The organism is Streptomyces sp. RLA123, assembly GCF_056270165.1.
Genome location: NZ_JBWDOR010000003.1, coordinates 1,449,638 through 1,465,953, shown reverse-complemented (window position 1 = coordinate 1,465,953; position 16,316 = coordinate 1,449,638). Strand labels below are relative to the sequence as shown.

The 16,316-nt window shown below is 73.1% G+C and carries 16 protein-coding genes and 2 tRNA genes; 9 read left to right on the top strand and 9 right to left on the bottom strand.

Annotation, left to right across the window (positions count from 1 at the left end; translation table 11 throughout):
- The first annotated feature begins 2 nt into the window (after positions 1–2).
- The 4 genes from RV983_RS06750 to RV983_RS06735 all read left to right on the top strand — a co-directional run bounded on the left by RV983_RS06750 (position 3) and on the right by RV983_RS06735 (position 3,632).
- Positions 3–1,253, top strand: coding sequence for a hypothetical protein (locus RV983_RS06750; RefSeq protein ID WP_475984866.1), 1,251 nt, complete (start codon positions 3–5; stop codon positions 1,251–1,253).
- A 1,011-nt stretch (positions 1,254–2,264) separates the two neighbouring features.
- Positions 2,265–2,741, top strand: coding sequence for an SRPBCC family protein (locus RV983_RS06745; protein WP_475984865.1), 477 nt, complete (start codon positions 2,265–2,267; stop codon positions 2,739–2,741).
- Positions 2,738–3,118, top strand: coding sequence for an ArsR/SmtB family transcription factor (locus RV983_RS06740; RefSeq protein ID WP_475984864.1), 381 nt, complete (start codon positions 2,738–2,740; stop codon positions 3,116–3,118). The genes RV983_RS06745 and RV983_RS06740 overlap by 4 nt, the downstream gene beginning before the upstream one ends.
- The gene (locus tag RV983_RS06735; protein ID WP_475984863.1) at positions 3,096–3,632 is read left to right on the top strand and encodes a hypothetical protein; all 537 of its coding nucleotides are present in this window, start codon (positions 3,096–3,098) and stop codon (positions 3,630–3,632) included. The genes RV983_RS06740 and RV983_RS06735 overlap by 23 nt, the downstream gene beginning before the upstream one ends.
- 51 nt (positions 3,633–3,683) lie before the next feature.
- Here the strand turns inward: RV983_RS06735 and RV983_RS06730 are convergent, their stop codons facing one another.
- Both RV983_RS06730 and RV983_RS06725 read right to left on the bottom strand, forming a co-directional pair.
- Positions 3,684–3,932, bottom strand: coding sequence for a hypothetical protein (locus RV983_RS06730; protein ID WP_475984862.1), 249 nt, complete (start codon positions 3,930–3,932; stop codon positions 3,684–3,686).
- Between the two features lie 17 nt (positions 3,933–3,949).
- A complete protein-coding gene (locus RV983_RS06725; protein WP_475984861.1) occupies positions 3,950–5,089 on the bottom strand; it encodes an inorganic phosphate transporter in 1,140 nt (379 codons plus the stop codon).
- A gap of 184 nt (positions 5,090–5,273) precedes the next feature.
- On the opposite strand from RV983_RS06725, the gene RV983_RS06720 reads away from it, so the two are divergent.
- Entirely contained in the window at positions 5,274–5,918 is a 645-nt protein-coding gene (locus RV983_RS06720) for a DUF4291 domain-containing protein (RefSeq protein WP_475984860.1), read from the top strand.
- Here RV983_RS06720 and RV983_RS06715 read toward each other — a convergent pair.
- A complete protein-coding gene (locus RV983_RS06715; protein WP_475984859.1) occupies positions 5,893–6,270 on the bottom strand; it encodes an MmcQ/YjbR family DNA-binding protein in 378 nt (125 codons plus the stop codon). The genes RV983_RS06720 and RV983_RS06715 overlap by 26 nt on opposite strands.
- A gap of 82 nt (positions 6,271–6,352) precedes the next feature.
- Here RV983_RS06715 and RV983_RS06710 point away from each other — a divergent pair.
- From RV983_RS06710 to RV983_RS06695, 4 genes are all read left to right on the top strand, one after another.
- A tRNA-Asp gene (locus RV983_RS06710) sits at positions 6,353–6,424 on the top strand.
- A gap of 15 nt (positions 6,425–6,439) precedes the next feature.
- Positions 6,440–6,511: transfer RNA gene (locus RV983_RS06705), tRNA-Glu, on the top strand.
- Positions 6,512–6,540: 29 nt separating this feature from the next.
- Positions 6,541–7,920 carry an SDR family NAD(P)-dependent oxidoreductase gene (locus RV983_RS06700; RefSeq protein WP_475984858.1) on the top strand — a complete coding sequence of 460 codons (1,380 nt, stop codon included), beginning with the start codon at positions 6,541–6,543 and terminating at the stop codon, positions 7,918–7,920.
- Between the two features lie 320 nt (positions 7,921–8,240).
- Positions 8,241–9,101: a ribonuclease inhibitor gene (locus RV983_RS06695; RefSeq protein WP_475984857.1), complete on the top strand. Its 861-nt coding sequence runs from the start codon at positions 8,241–8,243 to the stop codon at positions 9,099–9,101.
- A gap of 16 nt (positions 9,102–9,117) precedes the next feature.
- On the opposite strand, the gene RV983_RS06690 is transcribed toward RV983_RS06695, so the two are convergent.
- The 6 genes from RV983_RS06690 to RV983_RS06665 all read right to left on the bottom strand — a co-directional run bounded on the left by RV983_RS06690 (position 9,118) and on the right by RV983_RS06665 (position 16,296).
- A complete protein-coding gene (locus RV983_RS06690; RefSeq protein ID WP_475984856.1) occupies positions 9,118–10,974 on the bottom strand; it encodes an ATP-binding protein in 1,857 nt (618 codons plus the stop codon).
- Positions 10,971–12,380 carry a vWA domain-containing protein gene (locus RV983_RS06685; protein WP_475984855.1) on the bottom strand — a complete coding sequence of 470 codons (1,410 nt, stop codon included), beginning with the start codon at positions 12,378–12,380 and terminating at the stop codon, positions 10,971–10,973. Before RV983_RS06685 ends, RV983_RS06690 begins: the two co-directional genes overlap by 4 nt.
- An 89-nt stretch (positions 12,381–12,469) precedes the next feature.
- The gene (locus RV983_RS06680; RefSeq protein WP_475984854.1) at positions 12,470–13,324 is read right to left on the bottom strand and encodes a hypothetical protein; all 855 of its coding nucleotides are present in this window, start codon (positions 13,322–13,324) and stop codon (positions 12,470–12,472) included.
- 37 nt (positions 13,325–13,361) lie between these two features.
- Positions 13,362–13,976, bottom strand: coding sequence for a TetR/AcrR family transcriptional regulator (locus tag RV983_RS06675; RefSeq protein WP_475984853.1), 615 nt, complete (start codon positions 13,974–13,976; stop codon positions 13,362–13,364).
- Entirely contained in the window at positions 13,964–14,710 is a 747-nt protein-coding gene (locus tag RV983_RS06670; protein WP_475984852.1) for an enoyl-CoA hydratase family protein, read from the bottom strand. The genes RV983_RS06675 and RV983_RS06670 overlap by 13 nt, the downstream gene beginning before the upstream one ends.
- Entirely contained in the window at positions 14,710–16,296 is a 1,587-nt protein-coding gene (locus RV983_RS06665; protein ID WP_475984851.1) for a 4-coumarate--CoA ligase family protein, read from the bottom strand. The genes RV983_RS06670 and RV983_RS06665 overlap by 1 nt, the downstream gene beginning before the upstream one ends.
- Between the last annotated feature and the right edge of the window lie 20 nt (positions 16,297–16,316).

Genomic DNA, 16,316 nt, shown 5'->3' with positions numbered 1-16,316 from the left:
CCATGCCCTTCGAAGACGACCTCGGCGCCGCGCTGCGCGGCACCGGCGACTCCTTCAGCGCCGACAACCGCTCCCTCGTCGCCGCCGGTCTCGCGCGCGGCCGGACCCTCCGGCGCCGCCGCGCCGCCGTGACCGGTGCCGTCGTGGCCGTGGCGGCGGCAGGCGTCGCGGCCGCGCTGGTCGTGCCGGGGGACGTGTCGCGGCACGCGGTCCCGGCGATGAATGCACCGGCGAAAGCACCGGCGAAAGGACCGGAGAACACGCCGGCCACCGGCAGCCGGCGTCCGGAGGTCTCCGACCAGGAGATGCTGACCCTGTTCAAGGCCCTCCTGCCCGGGGGAAGCGTGTCCGACGAGCGGGGACGGGGCACGCGGTCCATCGGCAGGAGAGATCCCGCACCGTATGCGGCGCTCGTCTTCGACGACGGCAGGGGTGCCTCCACTTTGTCCGTCGACCTGAGCCTTGTGACAGGGGGGCAGCAGCAGGACCAGTGCCCGGACCTCGCCTTCGTGAAGAAGGGCACCAAGTGCACGCGTACCCAACTGCCCGACGGGTCGGTGCTGTTGGTCGTGCAGGGCTGGGAGTACCAGGACGAGCGCAAGGGGCCGAGGAACTGGCGCGCCGTCCTGACCACGCCGGAGGGACGTCAGATCGGTGTGAGCGAATGGAACGCGGCCGCCGAGAAGGGCGCCCCCCAGACGCGGTCCGAACCGCCGCTGACCCCCGCGCAGCTCGGCGCGATCGTGCGTTCCTCCAGCTGGGACAAGGTCTTCGACGCCATCCCCGCGAAGGACCACGGCACCGCCCCGGCCTCCCCGGCCGACACCGCACCGGACGTGGGCCGCATCGTCGAGGTCCTCAAGGCCGCGCTCCCGGCGAAGCTGCACACCAGCGCCTCGGGCGGCGGGTCCGGATACGCCCACCTCACCGTCGATGACGGCAAGGGCGCGACCTTCGTCGAGGTCAATGTCGAGAGCTGGGGCGCGAAGGGCGTGCAGGACGACCTCTTCGCGGGCGCCGTGGTCCTTGCCGACGGGACGAGGATGATCGTTCGGCAGGGCGACGCGGAGAAGGGCGGGGACGGCACCGTGCAGTGGACCGTCGACACGATCCGCCCCGGCGGCCTGCGAGTCGCCGTGTCGGAGCTCAACGCCGACGGGTACCACCGGCCGGCCACCCGCCCGTCGCCGGTGCTCGACATCGCGACGCTCAGGTCGGTGGCCACCGACGCCGGGTGGAAGGCCCTGGGCTGATCGTCCGGGCTGCCTGCCGGCCCTGGGACGGACGACGTCCCCGGGCCGGCGCGGCTTCGGACGACTCACCTCGGCGCGGACCGGACCGGCCTGGACTCCCGCGCGGTTGAGCCGCCGTCCGATCCGATTCGATCCGATCAGTGCGAGCGCATGCCCCAACTGCCGCTCAGGCGAGCTGCATCGCATGCGGTGGCCATCACCGCGGGTGCCGTGGTCGCCGGCTTCGGCCCGTCAGGCCGCAGTTGGGCCCTGACGGCGCCCGGGCACGGAGGGCGCGGACGGACCCGTGGGGCTGCCGCCCCTGGACGGGGGGCTGCTGACCGGCGAGGCCTCGCTCACCGCGGCCGCTGACGACTTCGGGCGCATCGTGCACCGCAGACCGGTCGCGGTGCTGCGTCCGAGGTCGGTGGACGACGTCGTGGCGATGGTTCCGCAACCGGCAACCGGCAACCGGCAACCGGTCCCGTACCTGCCGGCGGTGCTGCGCACCACGTCGCCGGAGGACACCGCGGCGCTCGGCGGCCTGCCGGCAGCCAACCGCGCACGACGGGGAGCTCGCCTGGGAACAGATCGACGCGGTCGCCCTGCTGCACGACCCGGTCACCGCGAGCGGAACAAGAAGTTCGCGACGCGGGGCAAGCCGAGGATGCCGGTCCTGGCGGTCGGCGGCCAGGCGTCGTTCGGCGGCCCGTCGACGAGGCCCACCGTGACGCGGGTGGCACCCACTACCCGTCGGCTCCGTCCCGTTCGGCCGGGCCGGCCGGCGGGAGTGCTTCGGCCCGGCGTGGCCCGCGCCGGTGGAGGCGAAGCGGGGCTTCGACCCGCGGGACGTGCTGGTGCGGGCAGGGGCAGGGGCTCTTCTGACGGGGGAGACGCGACCCCCTGACCTCGGGCGGCCGCCCTCCGTATGTCCGGGCCCTCCCTTGATATGCAACCGTTGGGTTGCGGGTCGGGGCCACGTCATGCAACCATGAGGTTGCACGTAAGGTTGTCGTCGATGGAGGTACGGCCATGAGCACCGAAACCCAGGACCGGATCGAACGCGAGATCAGCATCGGAGCGCCCGTCGAGCGGGTGTGGGAGGTGCTGACCCGCCCCGAGCACATCGGCCGCTGGTTCGGGCAGGACACGGGCGACAGCGGCGACCCCAAGTCCATGGATCTGCGCCCGGGCGGCATCATGACGCTCGACCACGGTGCGGACGTCTACCCGACGCGGATCGTCAGCGTCGAGCCGCCGCGCTACTTCGCCTACCGCTGGGCCAGCGCCTTCCCCGGCGTGGAGGCGGCGGAGGGCAATTCCACCCTCGTCGAGTTCACCCTCACCCCCGAGGGGGAGGGCACCCTTCTGCGGGTGGTCGAGAGCGGCTTCGCGACCCTCGACATCCCCGAGGAGCGCATTCCGAACGCCGGGTACGAGAGCCACTCGGAGGGGTGGACGCAGGTCCTGGCCGGATTCGCCACGTACGCGGAGAAGCTGTCCGCATGACAGACCGTCAGGCGGGCGGCGAGGAGGACGTCTTCGCCGCGCTGGCCGATCCGATGCGACGGCGCATCCTGGACGCCATAGCCGGGCACGGTGACGCGACCGCCACCGTGCTCGCCGCCGAACTCCCCGTCACACGCCAGGCGATCGTCAAGCACCTGGCCGTCCTGGACCAGGCGGGGCTGGTCGCCGGACGTCGCGCGGGGCGCGAAATGCGCTACGCCGTGAGGCCAGAGCGGCTGATCGCGGCCGCGCGATGGATGGACCGGGTCGCCGCGCAGTGGGACGCCCGGCTCGGCGCGATCAAACGTCTCGCGGAGGAAACCGGCGCCGCGCCCCCGGTGCATCCTGAGCGCCGTGAACGGGGAGAGACCGCCTGACATGTTCTCCGGCCGCATGGGCGACGGCCGGATCAACTGGCGCGTGGGCCGGCTGCTCGTCGTGGTGAACGTCCTGCTGCTCGCGCTGGGCGTGGGCTCCACCTTCTGGTTCTTCGGCCAGGACATCGGCATCGGCATCGGCATCGCGGGACTGTCCGTGGCGCTGCCCGCGATGAGCCTGTGCACCCTCCTGGTGCTGTTCACCGACCCGCGCGACGTCCGCACCGCCGTGATGTCCGCCTTCACCGTCCTCTACTTCGGCTTCGTCGCGGCCTCGTTCAACAGCGAGGTCGCGCGGGCGATGGCGGACAAGACGGGATTCCTGGACGACGTCTGCGACAGCTTCAACACCTTCGTGATCGTGATGGTGGGCGTCTCCTTCGGCGGCAAGGCGGCGGAGAGGGTCGTGGAGAAGAAGGCGGCCGCCGTGTCGGCGCCCGGACAAGCGGTTCCCGGACAGCCGGTCCCGCCCCTTCCGGCCGCGGCGGCGGCGAGGGACGGCAGCCGGGTCTGAGCGGCCCGATCGCCGGGCCGCGCCCGGCGCCGCGGGTGCCGCGGCCGGCCGTCAGCCCGGGATGATCAGCTCGATGCCGTAGGCCGCGACCGCCAGGCACGCGGCGAAACACAGGGCGGCCGAGCCGAGTGCGACCTTGCGATGGACGTCACGCGTCCCCTCCTGCCGGGTCGCCCCCTCGGACCCGCCGGCGGCGCGGCCCCAGGCGGCGATGCCGAGCGAGAACATCACGACCACCAGGATCGTGATCCCCAAACTGGTGCCGAACACCGAACCGAGATTGCCCCACTTGATGTCCATGCTTCGCTCCTCGCCGCTCAGACGGCCGACCGCTGCGCGGCCTCCGGCCCCTGCGGGCCCTCCTCGTTCACGTTGTCGGGGGTGACCGGCCGGCGGCGGGACAGGACGTAGAAGCCGGTGGCGGCGGCCAGGGCCGTGCCGGCGACGAGCGCGACGCCCACGTTCCCGTGGCCCGCGACCCAGGCGGCGACCCCGCCCACGGCGGCAGCGGCGGGCAGGGTCAGCACCCAGGAGACGGCGATGCGCCCGGCCACGCCCCAGCGCACCTCGGCGAGTCTCCGGCCCAGTCCCGCGCCGAGGATGCTGCCCGTGCAGACCTGAGTGGTCGACAGCGCGAAACCCAGGTGCGAGGACGCGAGGATGACGGCCGTCGCGCTGGTCTCGGCCGCGAAGCCCTGCGGGGCCTGGATGTCGGTCAGCCCCTTGCCCATGGTCCTGATGATCCGCCAGCCACCCGCGTAGGTGCCCAGCGCGATCGCCAGCCCCGCGCTCAGCACCACCCACCAGGGCGGCCCCGCACCGTGCGCGAGTACCCCGGCGGAGATCAGCGTCAGCGTGATGACGCCCATCGTCTTCTGGGCGTCATTGGTGCCGTGGGCCAGCGCCACGAGCGAGGCCGAGCCGATCTGGCCCGCCCGGAAGCCGCGGTCGACCTCACGGCCGGATGTCCGCCGCGTGATCACGTACGCGAGGTACGTCGCCAGCAAGGCCACCACGCCGGCCACGACCGGCGCGGCCACCGCCGGGATGACGATCTTCTCCACGACCTCGGCGACGCGGACGGCCGAGCCGCCGGCGCCGACCCAGACCGCCCCGATCAGCCCGCCGAACAGGGCGTGCGAGGAACTGGACGGCAGCCCCACGAGCCATGTGAGCAAATTCCACAAGATGGCCCCCACCAGCCCGGCGAAGATCATCACCAGCGACACCCTGCTGTCGTCGACGATGCCGTTGGAGATGGTCTTCGCGACCTCCGTGGACAGGAACGCACCGAGCAGGTTCAGCGCCCCGGCGACCGAGACGGCGACCCGCGGGGTGAGCGCGCCCGTGGCGATCGAGGTCGCCATGGAGTTGGCGGTGTCGTGGAATCCGTTGGTGAAGTCGAACGCGAGTGCCGTGACGATGACCACCACGAGCAGGAACGTGACAGAGCCCACCGGGGACCTCCCGCCCGGCTGCCGTGAGGCGGACCGGGCCCTTCGTGCTGATGTCGCGTCGGGATTTCACGCTAAGCGGCGGGCCTGCGCGGCGCACAGTCCGCGCCGCCATACGGGAACCGCGTGAGCGCCCAGCGAAAACCGATGGCGCCTGTCGGGGCCGCGGGGGCACCATGCCCGCATCATGAACACCACCCCGGCGGCCACGACCCCGTACCGCCAGATCAGAGCCGCCCGTACCGCGGACACCGTGACGGTGTATCAGGCCTACCGTCCCGAGATCGGCGAGTACGCCGCACGGCACGGCCGCTTCCCCGCGAGCTGGAGCCGGTCGCGCATGACGTGGATCAAGCCGTCGTTCCTGTGGATGATGTACCGCAGCGGATGGGGCGGCAAGGAGGGCCAGGAACGCGTGCTCGCCCTCGACATCAGCCGCGAGGGCTTCGAGTCCGCGCTGCGGGAGGCCTGCCTGTCCCACTACGACCGCAGGGCGTACCCCGACCGCGAGGTCTGGGCGGAGCGCCTGCGGACCACCTCGGTCCGCGTCCAGTGGGACCCCGAGTGCGACCTCGGGCTGCGCCGGCTGCCGTACCGGTCACTGCAACTCGGCCTCACCGGGCGGGCGACCAAGGACTACGCCGACCACTGGCTCCGCGGTGTCCGTGACGTCACCGGTCTCGCGCACGCCGTCCGGGACCTGGCGCGCTCGGGCGACGCGGCCGGTGCGACCGCCCTGCTGCCGGCCGAGCCGGCGTACCCGCTCGACGTGGCGACCGCCGCGGTGATCGGGGCGACGACGGAACTCAGCGCGCGTCCAGCTCCGCGATGAGCCGCTTCGGCGCGATGACGCGGTAGCTCTCCTCCACCCATTCGCACAGCACCTCCGCCGCCGGGGTGCCCTCGGCGAGCGGGACGGAGACCCAGCCCGCCCTGCCGAGGCCGTAGCCGCTGGGCTCGGCACCGGGGACGGACAGCGCGTGCTCGTGGACCTCGGGGTCCTTGAGCTTCACGCCAATGCGGGGCGGATGGCTGCCGTCGCCGACGCCGAGGAACACGAAGACCTTCTTGCTGACCTTGACGACGCTCTCGCCCCAAGGGAATTCCTCCCCCGCCCCCGGCAGGGCGAGAGCGAACGCGCGCACTGTCTCCCGGACGGCGAGCGGATCGTGGGCGGCGGTCACCGGGCCTCCTCGGGGGCGATGGGGCGGCGTCAGCCCGATCGTAGGCCCCGCGGCCCGGCGCCGTTAGGATCACCGGCAATGCCCGGACGTAGCGCAGTGGCAGGCGCGCCGCCTCATCAGGGCGGAGACGCCGGTTCGATTCCGGCCGTCCGGGCAGTGCGGGTAACTCGGGTCCGTAGCGCAGAGGCAGGCGCGCCGCCCTCTCAAGGCGGTCACGCCGGTTCGAATCCGGCCGGACCCACGTCATGGTGGCACGAGCGGGCAGGGGCAGTGGGGGAGACCGGCGGAGAGACGGACGTCATCGGCGAGGCCGAACTCGCCGCGTTCGACGAGGTGGTCGGCAAACTGCGTGCGCTGCCGGTCGACGATCCGGTACGGCTGCGCGCCGAGCAGGTCGCCGCGTCGTTCACGAGGGACGGGCGGCTGCGCCGCCGCAGGACCCGCCGAGAGGAGCGGAGCGCCGCGGACGCCGAGGTCGTCGCGGCCACCGCCACCGGGGCCCTGGCCCGGCGCGAGGACGCACCCCTGGACACGGCCGGCGGCGGTGAGGGCGGCACCGCGGGGGAGTTCACCCGGCCGCGTCGCTGCTACGTGTGCAAGGCGCACTACCGGCAGGCCGACGCCTTCTACCACCTGCTCTGTCCGGACTGCGCCGCCGACAACTCCACCCACCGCCGGGCGCGCGCGGACCTGACGGGGCGCCGGGTACTGCTCACCGGCGGAAGGGTCAAGATCGGCTTCCAGCTGGCCCTGATGATGCTGCGCGACGGCGCCGAACTCCTGGTCACGAGCCGCTTCCCGCAGGACACCGTCCGCAGATTCCGCGCGGCGGCCGGCAGCGAGGACTGGCTGCACCGCCTGACCGTCATCGCCGTCGACCTGCGCGACCCGCGCCAGGTCATCGGCCTGTGCGAGCGGTTGCGGGAGACGGGCGAGCCACTGGACATCCTCGTCAACAACGCGGCCCAGACGGTGCGCAGGCCGCCCGAGGCCTACGCCGCCCTCACCGCGGGGGAGCGGCGGCCGCTGCCGGCCGGGCCGCGGCCCGGAGCGATGCTGACCGCCCCCGGATTCGGTGCGGCCCTCGCCCTGCCCGCCGTGAGCGGCCCGGTGGCGGAACTGGTGCTGGCCGAGACCGACGAGGCGGGGCTGCTGCCCGACACCGCGCCGCGGAACTCCTGGTCGGCCGAGCTCGGCGGGCTCGACCCGGCCGAGCTCCTGGAGACCCAGCTCGTCAATGCCCTCGCGCCCGCGCTGCTGTGCGACCGGCTGCTGCCGCTGCTGCTCGCCTCGCCGCGGCCACGCCGCTACATCGTCAACGTTACCGCCGTCGAGGGCCGCTTCGCGGTCCGCAACAAGACGGCCGGCCATCCGCACACCAACATGGCCAAGGCCGCCCTCAACATGCTCACCCGCACCAGCGGCCCGGCCCTGGCCGGGCAGGGTGTCCACATGTGCAGCGTCGACACCGGCTGGATCACCGACGAGAATCCGCACCCGAAGAAACACCGGCTCGCCGGTGCGGGCTTCCGCACCCCGCTGGACATCGTGGACGGCGCGGCCCGCGTCTACGACCCGATCGTGCGCGGCGAGGCCGGGCACCCGGTGTCCGGCGTCTTCCTCAAGGACTACCAGGAAGCCGAGTGGTGACATGACGGCTGAGCAGCAGCCCCACGCGGGCGTCCCGGAGGTCGTGCCCCGTCCGCGAACCGACCTGGAACCCCTGCTGGGCTGGCTGCGCGGCGGCGAAGGCGTCGTGCGGCGGACGGACTTCCCCGCCGGGACCGCCCTGCCCGACGGCCTGGCTCGACCTGTGCAAGCAGGCGCTCGGCGCCGAGGGCGCCGCGGCCGTCGCCGAGGCGCTGCGGCAGGCCCCGGCCACCGGCGCCGTCCGGCATCTGCTGCTGGGCACCGACGGGCTCGGTGACGCGGGTGCCGCGGCGGTCGCCGAACGCACGGCGGGCACCGGTGTGGAGACGCTCTACCTCGGCTGCAACGGCATCACCGCGGGCGGCGCCTGCACCATCGCCGACAGCCTGCGGGCCTCACCTCAGGCCGTCACCGGGGTGTGGCTCAAGCGCAATCCGCTCGGGCCCGGCGGCGGCCTTGCCGCGGCGGGGCTGGTGGAGGCGGCGCGCTCGCTGCGGACCCTGGACCTGGTGCAGACCGGGCTGGACGTCGCGGGACTGGCCGTCCTGGTGGACGCGTTGCTCATCGCCGCCGGCAACGGGCGAGGCGTCGAGCGGCTCTTCATCGGCGGCAACGCGCTGGGACCGGCCGGGGCGGCCGTGCTCGCCGGCCTCATCACGGAGGGCGCGGTCGGTGAGCTGTACGTCTCCGCCGCGCGCCTGGGCGACGAGGGCGGACTGATCCTCGCCGAGGCCCTGCGCCGGGCACCGCACGGCCGGCTCACCCGGCTGTCCGCGGCGAGCAACGGCATCGGGCCGCGGGCCTGCGCGGCACTGGTCGCCGCCGCGGCCGCCTCAGGCGTCGAGTTGCTGGACCTGGGCCGGGTGCGTGCCGCCGGCGTCCTCGGCGCCGCGGACAACCGCGTCGACACCGCGGCCGCCGAAGCCATCGCCGCCGCCCTGGCGGCCGTCCCGCACCGGCTCGGTCACCTGGTGCTGGCCAGTACCGGCATCCGCAGCCGCGAGGCGCACCGTCTTCTGGACGCGGCACCCGGCGCGGCCGCGCCCACCCGCTTCGTGCTCGGCAAGGGCGTCGCGACCAGCGTCCGTCAGCGCCTCGACGCCCTCAGCGCGCACCTTCCGTACCCCGCCGTGCCCGACGCCGTGGCCGCCGTCCGCAGCGTCCACCGCACGCCCCGCTGAACCGGCGGCCGGCCCGTCAGCGGGGCATACGCGCGAACGTCTCGATCCAGAAGCGCTGCGCCTCCTCCGAGGCGCCGACGAGATACGTCGAGCGCAACTTCGGCGGCAGCAGCGCGACCAGCCGGGTCACCACCTTGCGGTAGCGCTTCAGCTGCGACAACTCGGCGTTGGCGATGACCTGGTGGACGATGTCGCTGTCGTTGTTACCCTCGTCGGACTCCTCCCGGGCGCCGCGCAGCCGGGCCTCCCACCCCTCGACGTCCCCGGCCAGTTCACGCAGCCCGGTCACCGGGCGCCGGGCGAGCCGGTCCACCAGGGCGGTGAGCGGCACCGGTGCGTACTCGCCGTCGCCGAGGTAGACGGTCGCCATCTCCAGTGGCAGGCCGCGCTGGTGGAGCTTGATCAGCCGCTCGATGGTGCGCTTGGTGATCCACGCGCGCCCGTCCTCGTCGATGTCGTGCTTCCACCACTCCAGTACGGTCTCCGCGACCGCCCCGTAGCGGGCGATCAGCCACTCGTTGGCCGGGATGTCGCCCGGCTCGACCGTCAGGGACGCGGTGAAGCGGGTGGCCTGGGCGATGTTGTTCCGCGAGACGAGCAGCTTGCGGCCCAGGTGGTAGGGCGGGTTCTGCACGGCCACCTGTGCCCGCAGGTTCTCTATCGGGCGACCCGCCAGCGACCACTCCTGCGTGATCTCCATGAGCTTGGCGAAGGCCGCCTTGTCCTTGGGCCGGTTGTACTCGTCCCAGACGACGGCCTTCGGCTCGGCACCGGTGAAGACCGCCGCCAGCAGGTTCTCCAGCGAGCCGTCCTGGCCCGGGATGGGCGCGCAGAGATCCTCGACGTTGGTGACCGGCAGCGAGAAGTACAGCGGGTCGCGGCCGAGCCCCTCGCGCAGCGTCTCGCGCACCAGCTCGGTCTTGCCACAGCCGGGCGGCCCCTGCAGCAGCACCGTCCACCGGTTGCGCAGCGCCGCGCGTACCACGGAGCGCACCGGGTCCGGGACCGTCGCGGGGTTGGGGACGCCCAGTGCCTTGGCGATCCGGTCGAGGATCTCGGCCGTGCGGTCCTGGCCCGGGGTGCCGTCGGCCCGCGGTTCTGCCAGCCGGAGCCGCTCGCCGTTGAGAAGCGGCAGCCCCCACCGCAACGGGAAGCCCTCCCGCGCGTTGGCCAGGATGTGGTCGAGGGTGCGGGGCGACAGCAGCTCGCGGACCGCCGGGCCGAGGGACGCCCACACACCGAAGACCCCGGACAGGTCCCGGTCCCGGTATTTCGCGGCCAGCTTCGTCCGCCAGGAGGTGTCGTTGGCGGTGACGCGGACGGTGACCATCCGGTCCAGCAGGGCCAGGTCGCCGCGCCGGCTCGCCGTCTCCGTCAGTGACTCGTTGTCGCTGAGGAACACCCCGATGCAGCCGAGCTCACGCAGGTCGTACTCACCGAGCGTCCAGTTGCAGGCGATCTGCATCAGCTGCGACTGGATCGTCTCGCCCGCCTGCAGCGAATCGTCGATGAGCAGCACGAACGGCCGTCCCGTCCTCAACTGGCTCATCACCAGCTGACGCAGCACCAGGGCGCCGGTCCGCGGGTCACGGACGGGCGCGTTCGCCAGCAGGTCGTCCGGGGTGAGGTTGGCGGCCGGCACGAAGACCAGCTCGGTGTCCGGGTAGGCCTCGGCGATGTGCGAGAAGAAGGTGGACGTCTTGCCGATCCCGTGCTCGCCGAAGACCTGACCGGTCTGCCGCATGTCGATCATCGCGTCGATGAAGGACTCCAGCCGGGACACGCCGGTCCATCTTTCGGGCGGATTCGGGTACGTGGCACTGGGCCGCCAGGGCCGTGGGACGGCCGTGGCGGTCGCCGCGGTGGTGGTCATCTCGCTCCTGTCGTGACGCGGTGGCAGGCCATGGGCGGGGTGTGGCTGTCCGGCCAGTCGTCGCCGCCCTGGGTGATCAGCCATATCCACTTGTCCGGTTCGGCCGGTGTGATGTGCGGGGCCCAGCCGTCGGTCAGCACGATCACGGCGTCCGCACGCTCCTCGAAACGACGGCCCCGCACCTCCGTGCGCCCCTCCACGTAGTCGGCGACGGCCTGGAAGCTCGTGCCCCCGCCGCCGTAGACCCGCTCGTCCGGCGCGAAGGGCATCACGACGCCGTCGAAGGACAGCCAGTGCGCCTCCACGCCGTCGATCCGGCCCACGAGTTCGGTCAGCCACGAGACGACGGAGGCCGGCATGGACCCCGAGGTGTCGTACGCCACGACGAGGACTTTGTCGCGCACCGGACCGCGCCGCGACAGCATCGGGTCGTGCCCGAGCGCGGCGAGGAGGGCGCCGCGCTTCTTCGGGTACACCAGCCGCTCGCCCTCGCGCAGCTTCGACGCGACCACGTCGACCAGCCACCGCTGCCACCAGTCGACCTGCCGGGTCCGCACGGTCTCGCCGCGCAGCGCGCCGGCCCCGAGCCGGCCCCACATCCGTGAGGTGTGCTCGGAGGCGTCCTCGGTGCGGTCCATGAGGTCGAGCAGCTCGCGCTCTGCGCCGGTGTGGCCCCGGCGCGCCGCCAGCAGGGAGTTGAGCAGGGCCGAGGACACCATCCGGTCGACAGTGTCCTGATCCGCCGGCACCCCACCGGCGTCCATGTGCACGCACCGCACCGCGCCTGCCGGCGCCGGCGGGCGCGCCATCCGCTTGAGCTCGGTGTAGACGCTCATGTCGGTCGCGGTGAAGTCCTCGTAGGACAGCGGCGTCAGCCCCTGCTCCCGCAGGTCGCCGTCGTACGCGGCGTGGACCGCGCGCGGGTCGACGCCGGTCGGCTCACCCCCGAGCACCGGCAGCGTGTCGCGTTCCAGCCGGACCATCGCGACGTGATTGATCGACACCTCCGCGGCCAGGGTGAAGACCGGGTCCTCGCGCAGCTCCGGCTCGGTGAACAGATGCCGGTGCACCACGTGCCGCGACTCGTGGAAGAGGACGAACTTCACCCCCTCCAGACCGAGCCCCACGAAGAACTCCGGGTTGAACAGCAGCAGGATCGTGCCGTCCCCGGAGGCGACCACGGCCGCGGTGTCCACCGCCGTCGTCGGAATCTGGTGCCGGCACTTGGCGTACAGCCAGGACGCGACGGCGGACTGCGTCAGACCGAAGTCCAGCAGCGCGGCCTCCTTCAGCCGCCGGGCCTCCGCCACGATCTCCGGATCCGCCGGACGCCAGCGCTCGAGCGCCCGCCGGTCGGAGAGCCCGACGGTGAGTCGTCGCCCGGCTGTGCCTGCCCCGTATCCCATGACCGCCCCCCGTGCACGACCTCCGCATCCCCCTGATGCCCCTGTGGATCAGTGGTACCAGAGCCCACCGACAACGGGCCATCGACTTCCTACGCGGCGTCGCCCGCGATCGCCCGCGCCGTCGTCACCAGCTCGGGCACCGTTCCGGTGAACGTCGGCAGCAACTGCGTGAGCACCGCCCAGGCCTCGATGTTGCCGCCCAACTCCACGCGTACGAGGGGTTGAAGGGCCGCGCGGGCCTCGGCCAGACGGGCCGGGAAGGCCCAGTGCCCCATCGCCAGGACGGACAGCGCCTGCCGGGCCGGCCGCGTCGTCGTCGCGTAGACCCCCGGACCGTCCACGATGCCCGCGGTCCTCAGCCGGTGCGTGAACTTGCGGTGCGTGCCGAACCGCGCGCGCAGTTCCGCCGGGCAGTCGGGCCGGACGGACAGTGCCCAGCGGGTGTAGCCGGGCAGCGGCTGACCGGCGTCGGCCGCGGCCACCACCGGCCAGTCCTCGCGCCCCACCAACCGGGCGGCGGCGCGTCCCTGTGCCATGGACGCCCCTTCGCGCAGCACGGCGGTCAGTTCCTCGGGACCGGCAGCCCGGGGCACGTCCGGCGGCGGGAACCGCGACAGGGCCCTGTCGACCTTGACCCGCCGGGTGCGGCCGGGGCCGTGGGGAACGCCGTGGAGGATGTCGTGCCGTACCCGGTCGTCGATCCGGCCGTGGTGGTAGAGCAGCACATTGACGTCCGGATCGTCCTGCTGGAGCATCCACCACACCACCGAGGAGGGCAGGCCGTGCAGGCCGAGCCGCCATCCGTTACCCCTCGGCGGCTTCCCGGCCCCCGCGCGGTCGTCCTTCGGGAGGCCCGTGCGGCGGCGCACCCGCGCCGCCTGCTCCCGGTCCACCAGCGCCAGCAGGAAGCCCAGTTCGCCGGCCTGCTCCACCTCGTTCACCATGACGGGATCGTCCCATTGGCCACCGACAGCGGGCGAGTCAGAAACCGCCGCGCAGTGCCCCGTTCAGGACCGTCGACCACTGGCGGACGATGCCCGCGCGGCGGGCGCTGTCGTCGCTGAGCAGATGGGCCAGTCCCAGGCCGCGTGCCATGTCCAAGGTGGCCTGGACCGTCTCGCGCACCCCGGGCACGGACTCGTCGGCGCCCAGCATCTCCACCGCCAGGCGGTGCGCCTCGCGGCCGATCCGGGCCTCCAGGGCCGTGACGCGCGGCCGCAGCTGCTCCTCGTTGGCCGCCGCGATCCACAGGTGCAGCGCGGCACGGAAGATCGGGCCGGTGTAGAGGTCGACGACCAGCTCGACGACGGCGCGAGTGCGGGGGACGCCCTCGTCCGGCAGCTCGAGGGTCCGCTCGCGCAGCGCGACCAGCCACTGCTCGGAGACGAACCCGATCGCCCCGGTGAACAGGTCCTCCCTGGTGGGGAAGTGGTGCTGCGCCGCGCCCCGGGAGACCCCGGCGTGCTCGGCGACGACGGCGACCGTACTGCCCGCCCAGCCGCGAGCGGCCAGGCAGGCGACGGCAGCCTCCAGCAACCGCTGCCGGGTGGCGCGGCTGCGGTCCTGCTTGGGCACGCGGGCGCTCACAACGCCCATGGTGCCGCCCGCCGTTCGAGAAGGGCCCGCATCCCCTCCGCGGCCTCGGGCGAGCCGAACAGCCGCGCCGACTGCTCCGCCAGCGCGTCCGCGTCCCGGTCGAAGCCCCGCAGCACCTCCGCGGTGGTCAGCGCCTTGGACTCCGCGAGCCCCTGGGGCGATCCGGCGCGCAGGCCCGCGAGGATGCCGTCCAGCGCCTCCTCCGGGGCCGTGACCAGGCCGGTGCGGACGGCCTCGGCCGTGTCGAAGACCTCCCCGGTGAGGTAGTACCGGGCCGCGGCCCTCCCGTCGAGGCGCGGCAGCACCGTCAGCGAGATCACGGCGGGCGCGAGGCCGAGCCGCACCTCGGTGAAGGCGAAACTGGCCCCCGGCCCCGCCACCGACAGGTCGCACGCCGCCAGCAGCCCGATCCCGCCCGCACGCACGTGCCCGGTCACCTTGGCCACGACCGGCTTGGGCAGTTCCACGACCGACCGCAAGAGCGCGACCATCCGGCGCGGGCCCTGCGGGGACGTCGCCTCCTTCAGGTCCGCGCCGGCGCAGAAGGTGCCGCCGGTGTGCGTCAGCAGCACCGCACGGGTCGCCGGGTCCTTTCCGGCCCGCGTGAGCGCGTCGGAGAGTTCGTCCATCATGCGCGCGGAGAGCGCGTTGCGATGGGCGGGGGAGTCCAAGGTGAGCGTGGTGATCCCCCGCTCGTGCGCGGTGCGCACCACGGGAGCCGTTTCGCCGGCCATCAACTGCCGCCCCTTTCGCGGGCGCGGAGTTCGCGCCGCAGGATCTTTCCGCTCGCGGCACGCGGTATCACGTCGGTGAACTCCACCCGCCGCACCTTCTTGTACGGGGCGACCTGCGCCGCCACGTGCGCCATCACGTCGTCCTCGGTGAGCGGGCCGCCCTGCTGCGGGACGACGTACGCCTTGGGGATCTCGTTGCCGTCCTCGTCCAGGACGCCGATGACGGCCGCGTCGGCGACCCGGGGATCGGTGAGCAGCACCGCCTCCAGCTCGGCCGGCGGCACCTGGTAGCCCTTGTACTTGATCAGTTCCTTGACCCGGTCGACCACGTGCAGCCAGCCGCCCTCGTCGACCCGTCCGACGTCGCCGGTGTGCAGCCAGCCGTCCTCGTCCACGATGGCGGCCGTCTCGTCGGGCCGCCCCAGGTAGCCCTTCATGACCTGGGGACCGCGGATGTGGATCTCCCCGGTGCCGTCCGCGCCGGTGTCCGTGCCGTCGTCCAGCGGGACGATGCGCATCTCGGTGCTGGGGATGAGTTTGCCGACCGTCCCCGCGGGCGCGTCGCGCGCGTCCAGCGGCACCACATGGGTGCCCGGCGACAGCTCCGTCATCCCGTACGCCTGGAGGAGGGGCGGCAGGCCGAGCCGCTGCGAGCAGGCCCGCGCCAGATCCGCGTCCAGGGGCGCGGCCGAGCACAGCACGTACTCCAGGGAGCTGAGGTCGTGCCCCGCCACGGCCGGGTGCTTGGCGAGCGCCAGCACAATGGGCGGGGCCACGTACAGCCCCTGCACCCGGTGGGTCTCGATGGCGGTGAGGAACTGCTCCAGGTCGAAGCGCGGCAGGACGACGACGGTCGCGCCCTTGCGCAGCGGGGCGTTCATCAGCGCGGTCAGGCCGTAGATGTGGAAGAACGGCAGCACGGCCAGGATGCGGTGACCGGGCTCGGAGGCCAGCATCGGGTCGAGCTGGGCCAGGTTGGTCGCGATGTTGCGGTGGGTCAGCATCACGCCCTTGGGGATGCCGGTGGTGCCCGAGGAGTACGGCAGCGCCGCCAGGTCCGTGGCCGGGTCGAAGGAGACCTCGGGCTCGGGTGCGGCGGAGGCGAGGAAGTCCAGGACCGAGCGGTGTCCCTCGGCTGTGTCGCAGACGAAGATCTCCCGGACACCGCCCGCCTGTTCCGCCGCCTTGCGGGCGGTCTCCAGCAGCGGCGAGACGGTCACGATCCACGCGGCGCCGCTGTCGCGCAACTGCCGTGCGAACTCCTCCGCCGTGGCGAGCGGATGCACCGTGGTGACGGCCGCCCCGGCGCGCGTGGCGCCGTAGAAGACCGGCGGATAGGCGACCGTGTTGGGGCTGTGCAGGGCAAGGACGTCGCCCTTGCGCAGCCCGGCGTCCGCCAGGGCGGCGGCGATACGCCGTGTGAAGGCGTCGAGCTGCGCATAGGTGAGGGTCGTGCCGTCCACGCCGTCGATCAGCGCGGGCCGGTCGCCGAACTCGGCGGCCCGGCCGAGCACGGCCTCGTGGATCGGCAGGTCGATGGCGGGAACCGCGGGGTACTCGCTGTGGAACACGGCCGGCTGTGCCATGACCGCTCCCCCTCCTCGAT

What these genes read in the sequence shown, in the direction of transcription:
- RV983_RS06670 (WP_475984852.1), bottom strand. Translation starts at nt 14,710, where the DNA reads ATGGCCGGCGAAACGGCTCCCGTGGTGCGCACCGCGCACGAGCGGGGG.
- RV983_RS06745 (WP_475984865.1), top strand. Translation starts at nt 2,265, where the DNA reads ATGAGCACCGAAACCCAGGACCGGATCGAACGCGAGATCAGCATCGGA.
- RV983_RS06690 (WP_475984856.1), bottom strand. Translation starts at nt 10,974, where the DNA reads ATGACCACCACCGCGGCGACCGCCACGGCCGTCCCACGGCCCTGGCGG.
- RV983_RS06665 (WP_475984851.1), bottom strand. Translation starts at nt 16,296, where the DNA reads ATGGCACAGCCGGCCGTGTTCCACAGCGAGTACCCCGCGGTTCCCGCC.
- RV983_RS06675 (WP_475984853.1), bottom strand. Translation starts at nt 13,976, where the DNA reads ATGGGCGTTGTGAGCGCCCGCGTGCCCAAGCAGGACCGCAGCCGCGCC.
- RV983_RS06740 (WP_475984864.1), top strand. Translation starts at nt 2,738, where the DNA reads ATGACAGACCGTCAGGCGGGCGGCGAGGAGGACGTCTTCGCCGCGCTG.
- RV983_RS06720 (WP_475984860.1), top strand. Translation starts at nt 5,274, where the DNA reads ATGAACACCACCCCGGCGGCCACGACCCCGTACCGCCAGATCAGAGCC.
- RV983_RS06750 (WP_475984866.1), top strand. Translation starts at nt 3, where the DNA reads ATGCCCTTCGAAGACGACCTCGGCGCCGCGCTGCGCGGCACCGGCGAC.
- RV983_RS06730 (WP_475984862.1), bottom strand. Translation starts at nt 3,932, where the DNA reads ATGGACATCAAGTGGGGCAATCTCGGTTCGGTGTTCGGCACCAGTTTG.
- RV983_RS06685 (WP_475984855.1), bottom strand. Translation starts at nt 12,380, where the DNA reads ATGGGATACGGGGCAGGCACAGCCGGGCGACGACTCACCGTCGGGCTC.
- RV983_RS06680 (WP_475984854.1), bottom strand. Translation starts at nt 13,324, where the DNA reads ATGGTGAACGAGGTGGAGCAGGCCGGCGAACTGGGCTTCCTGCTGGCG.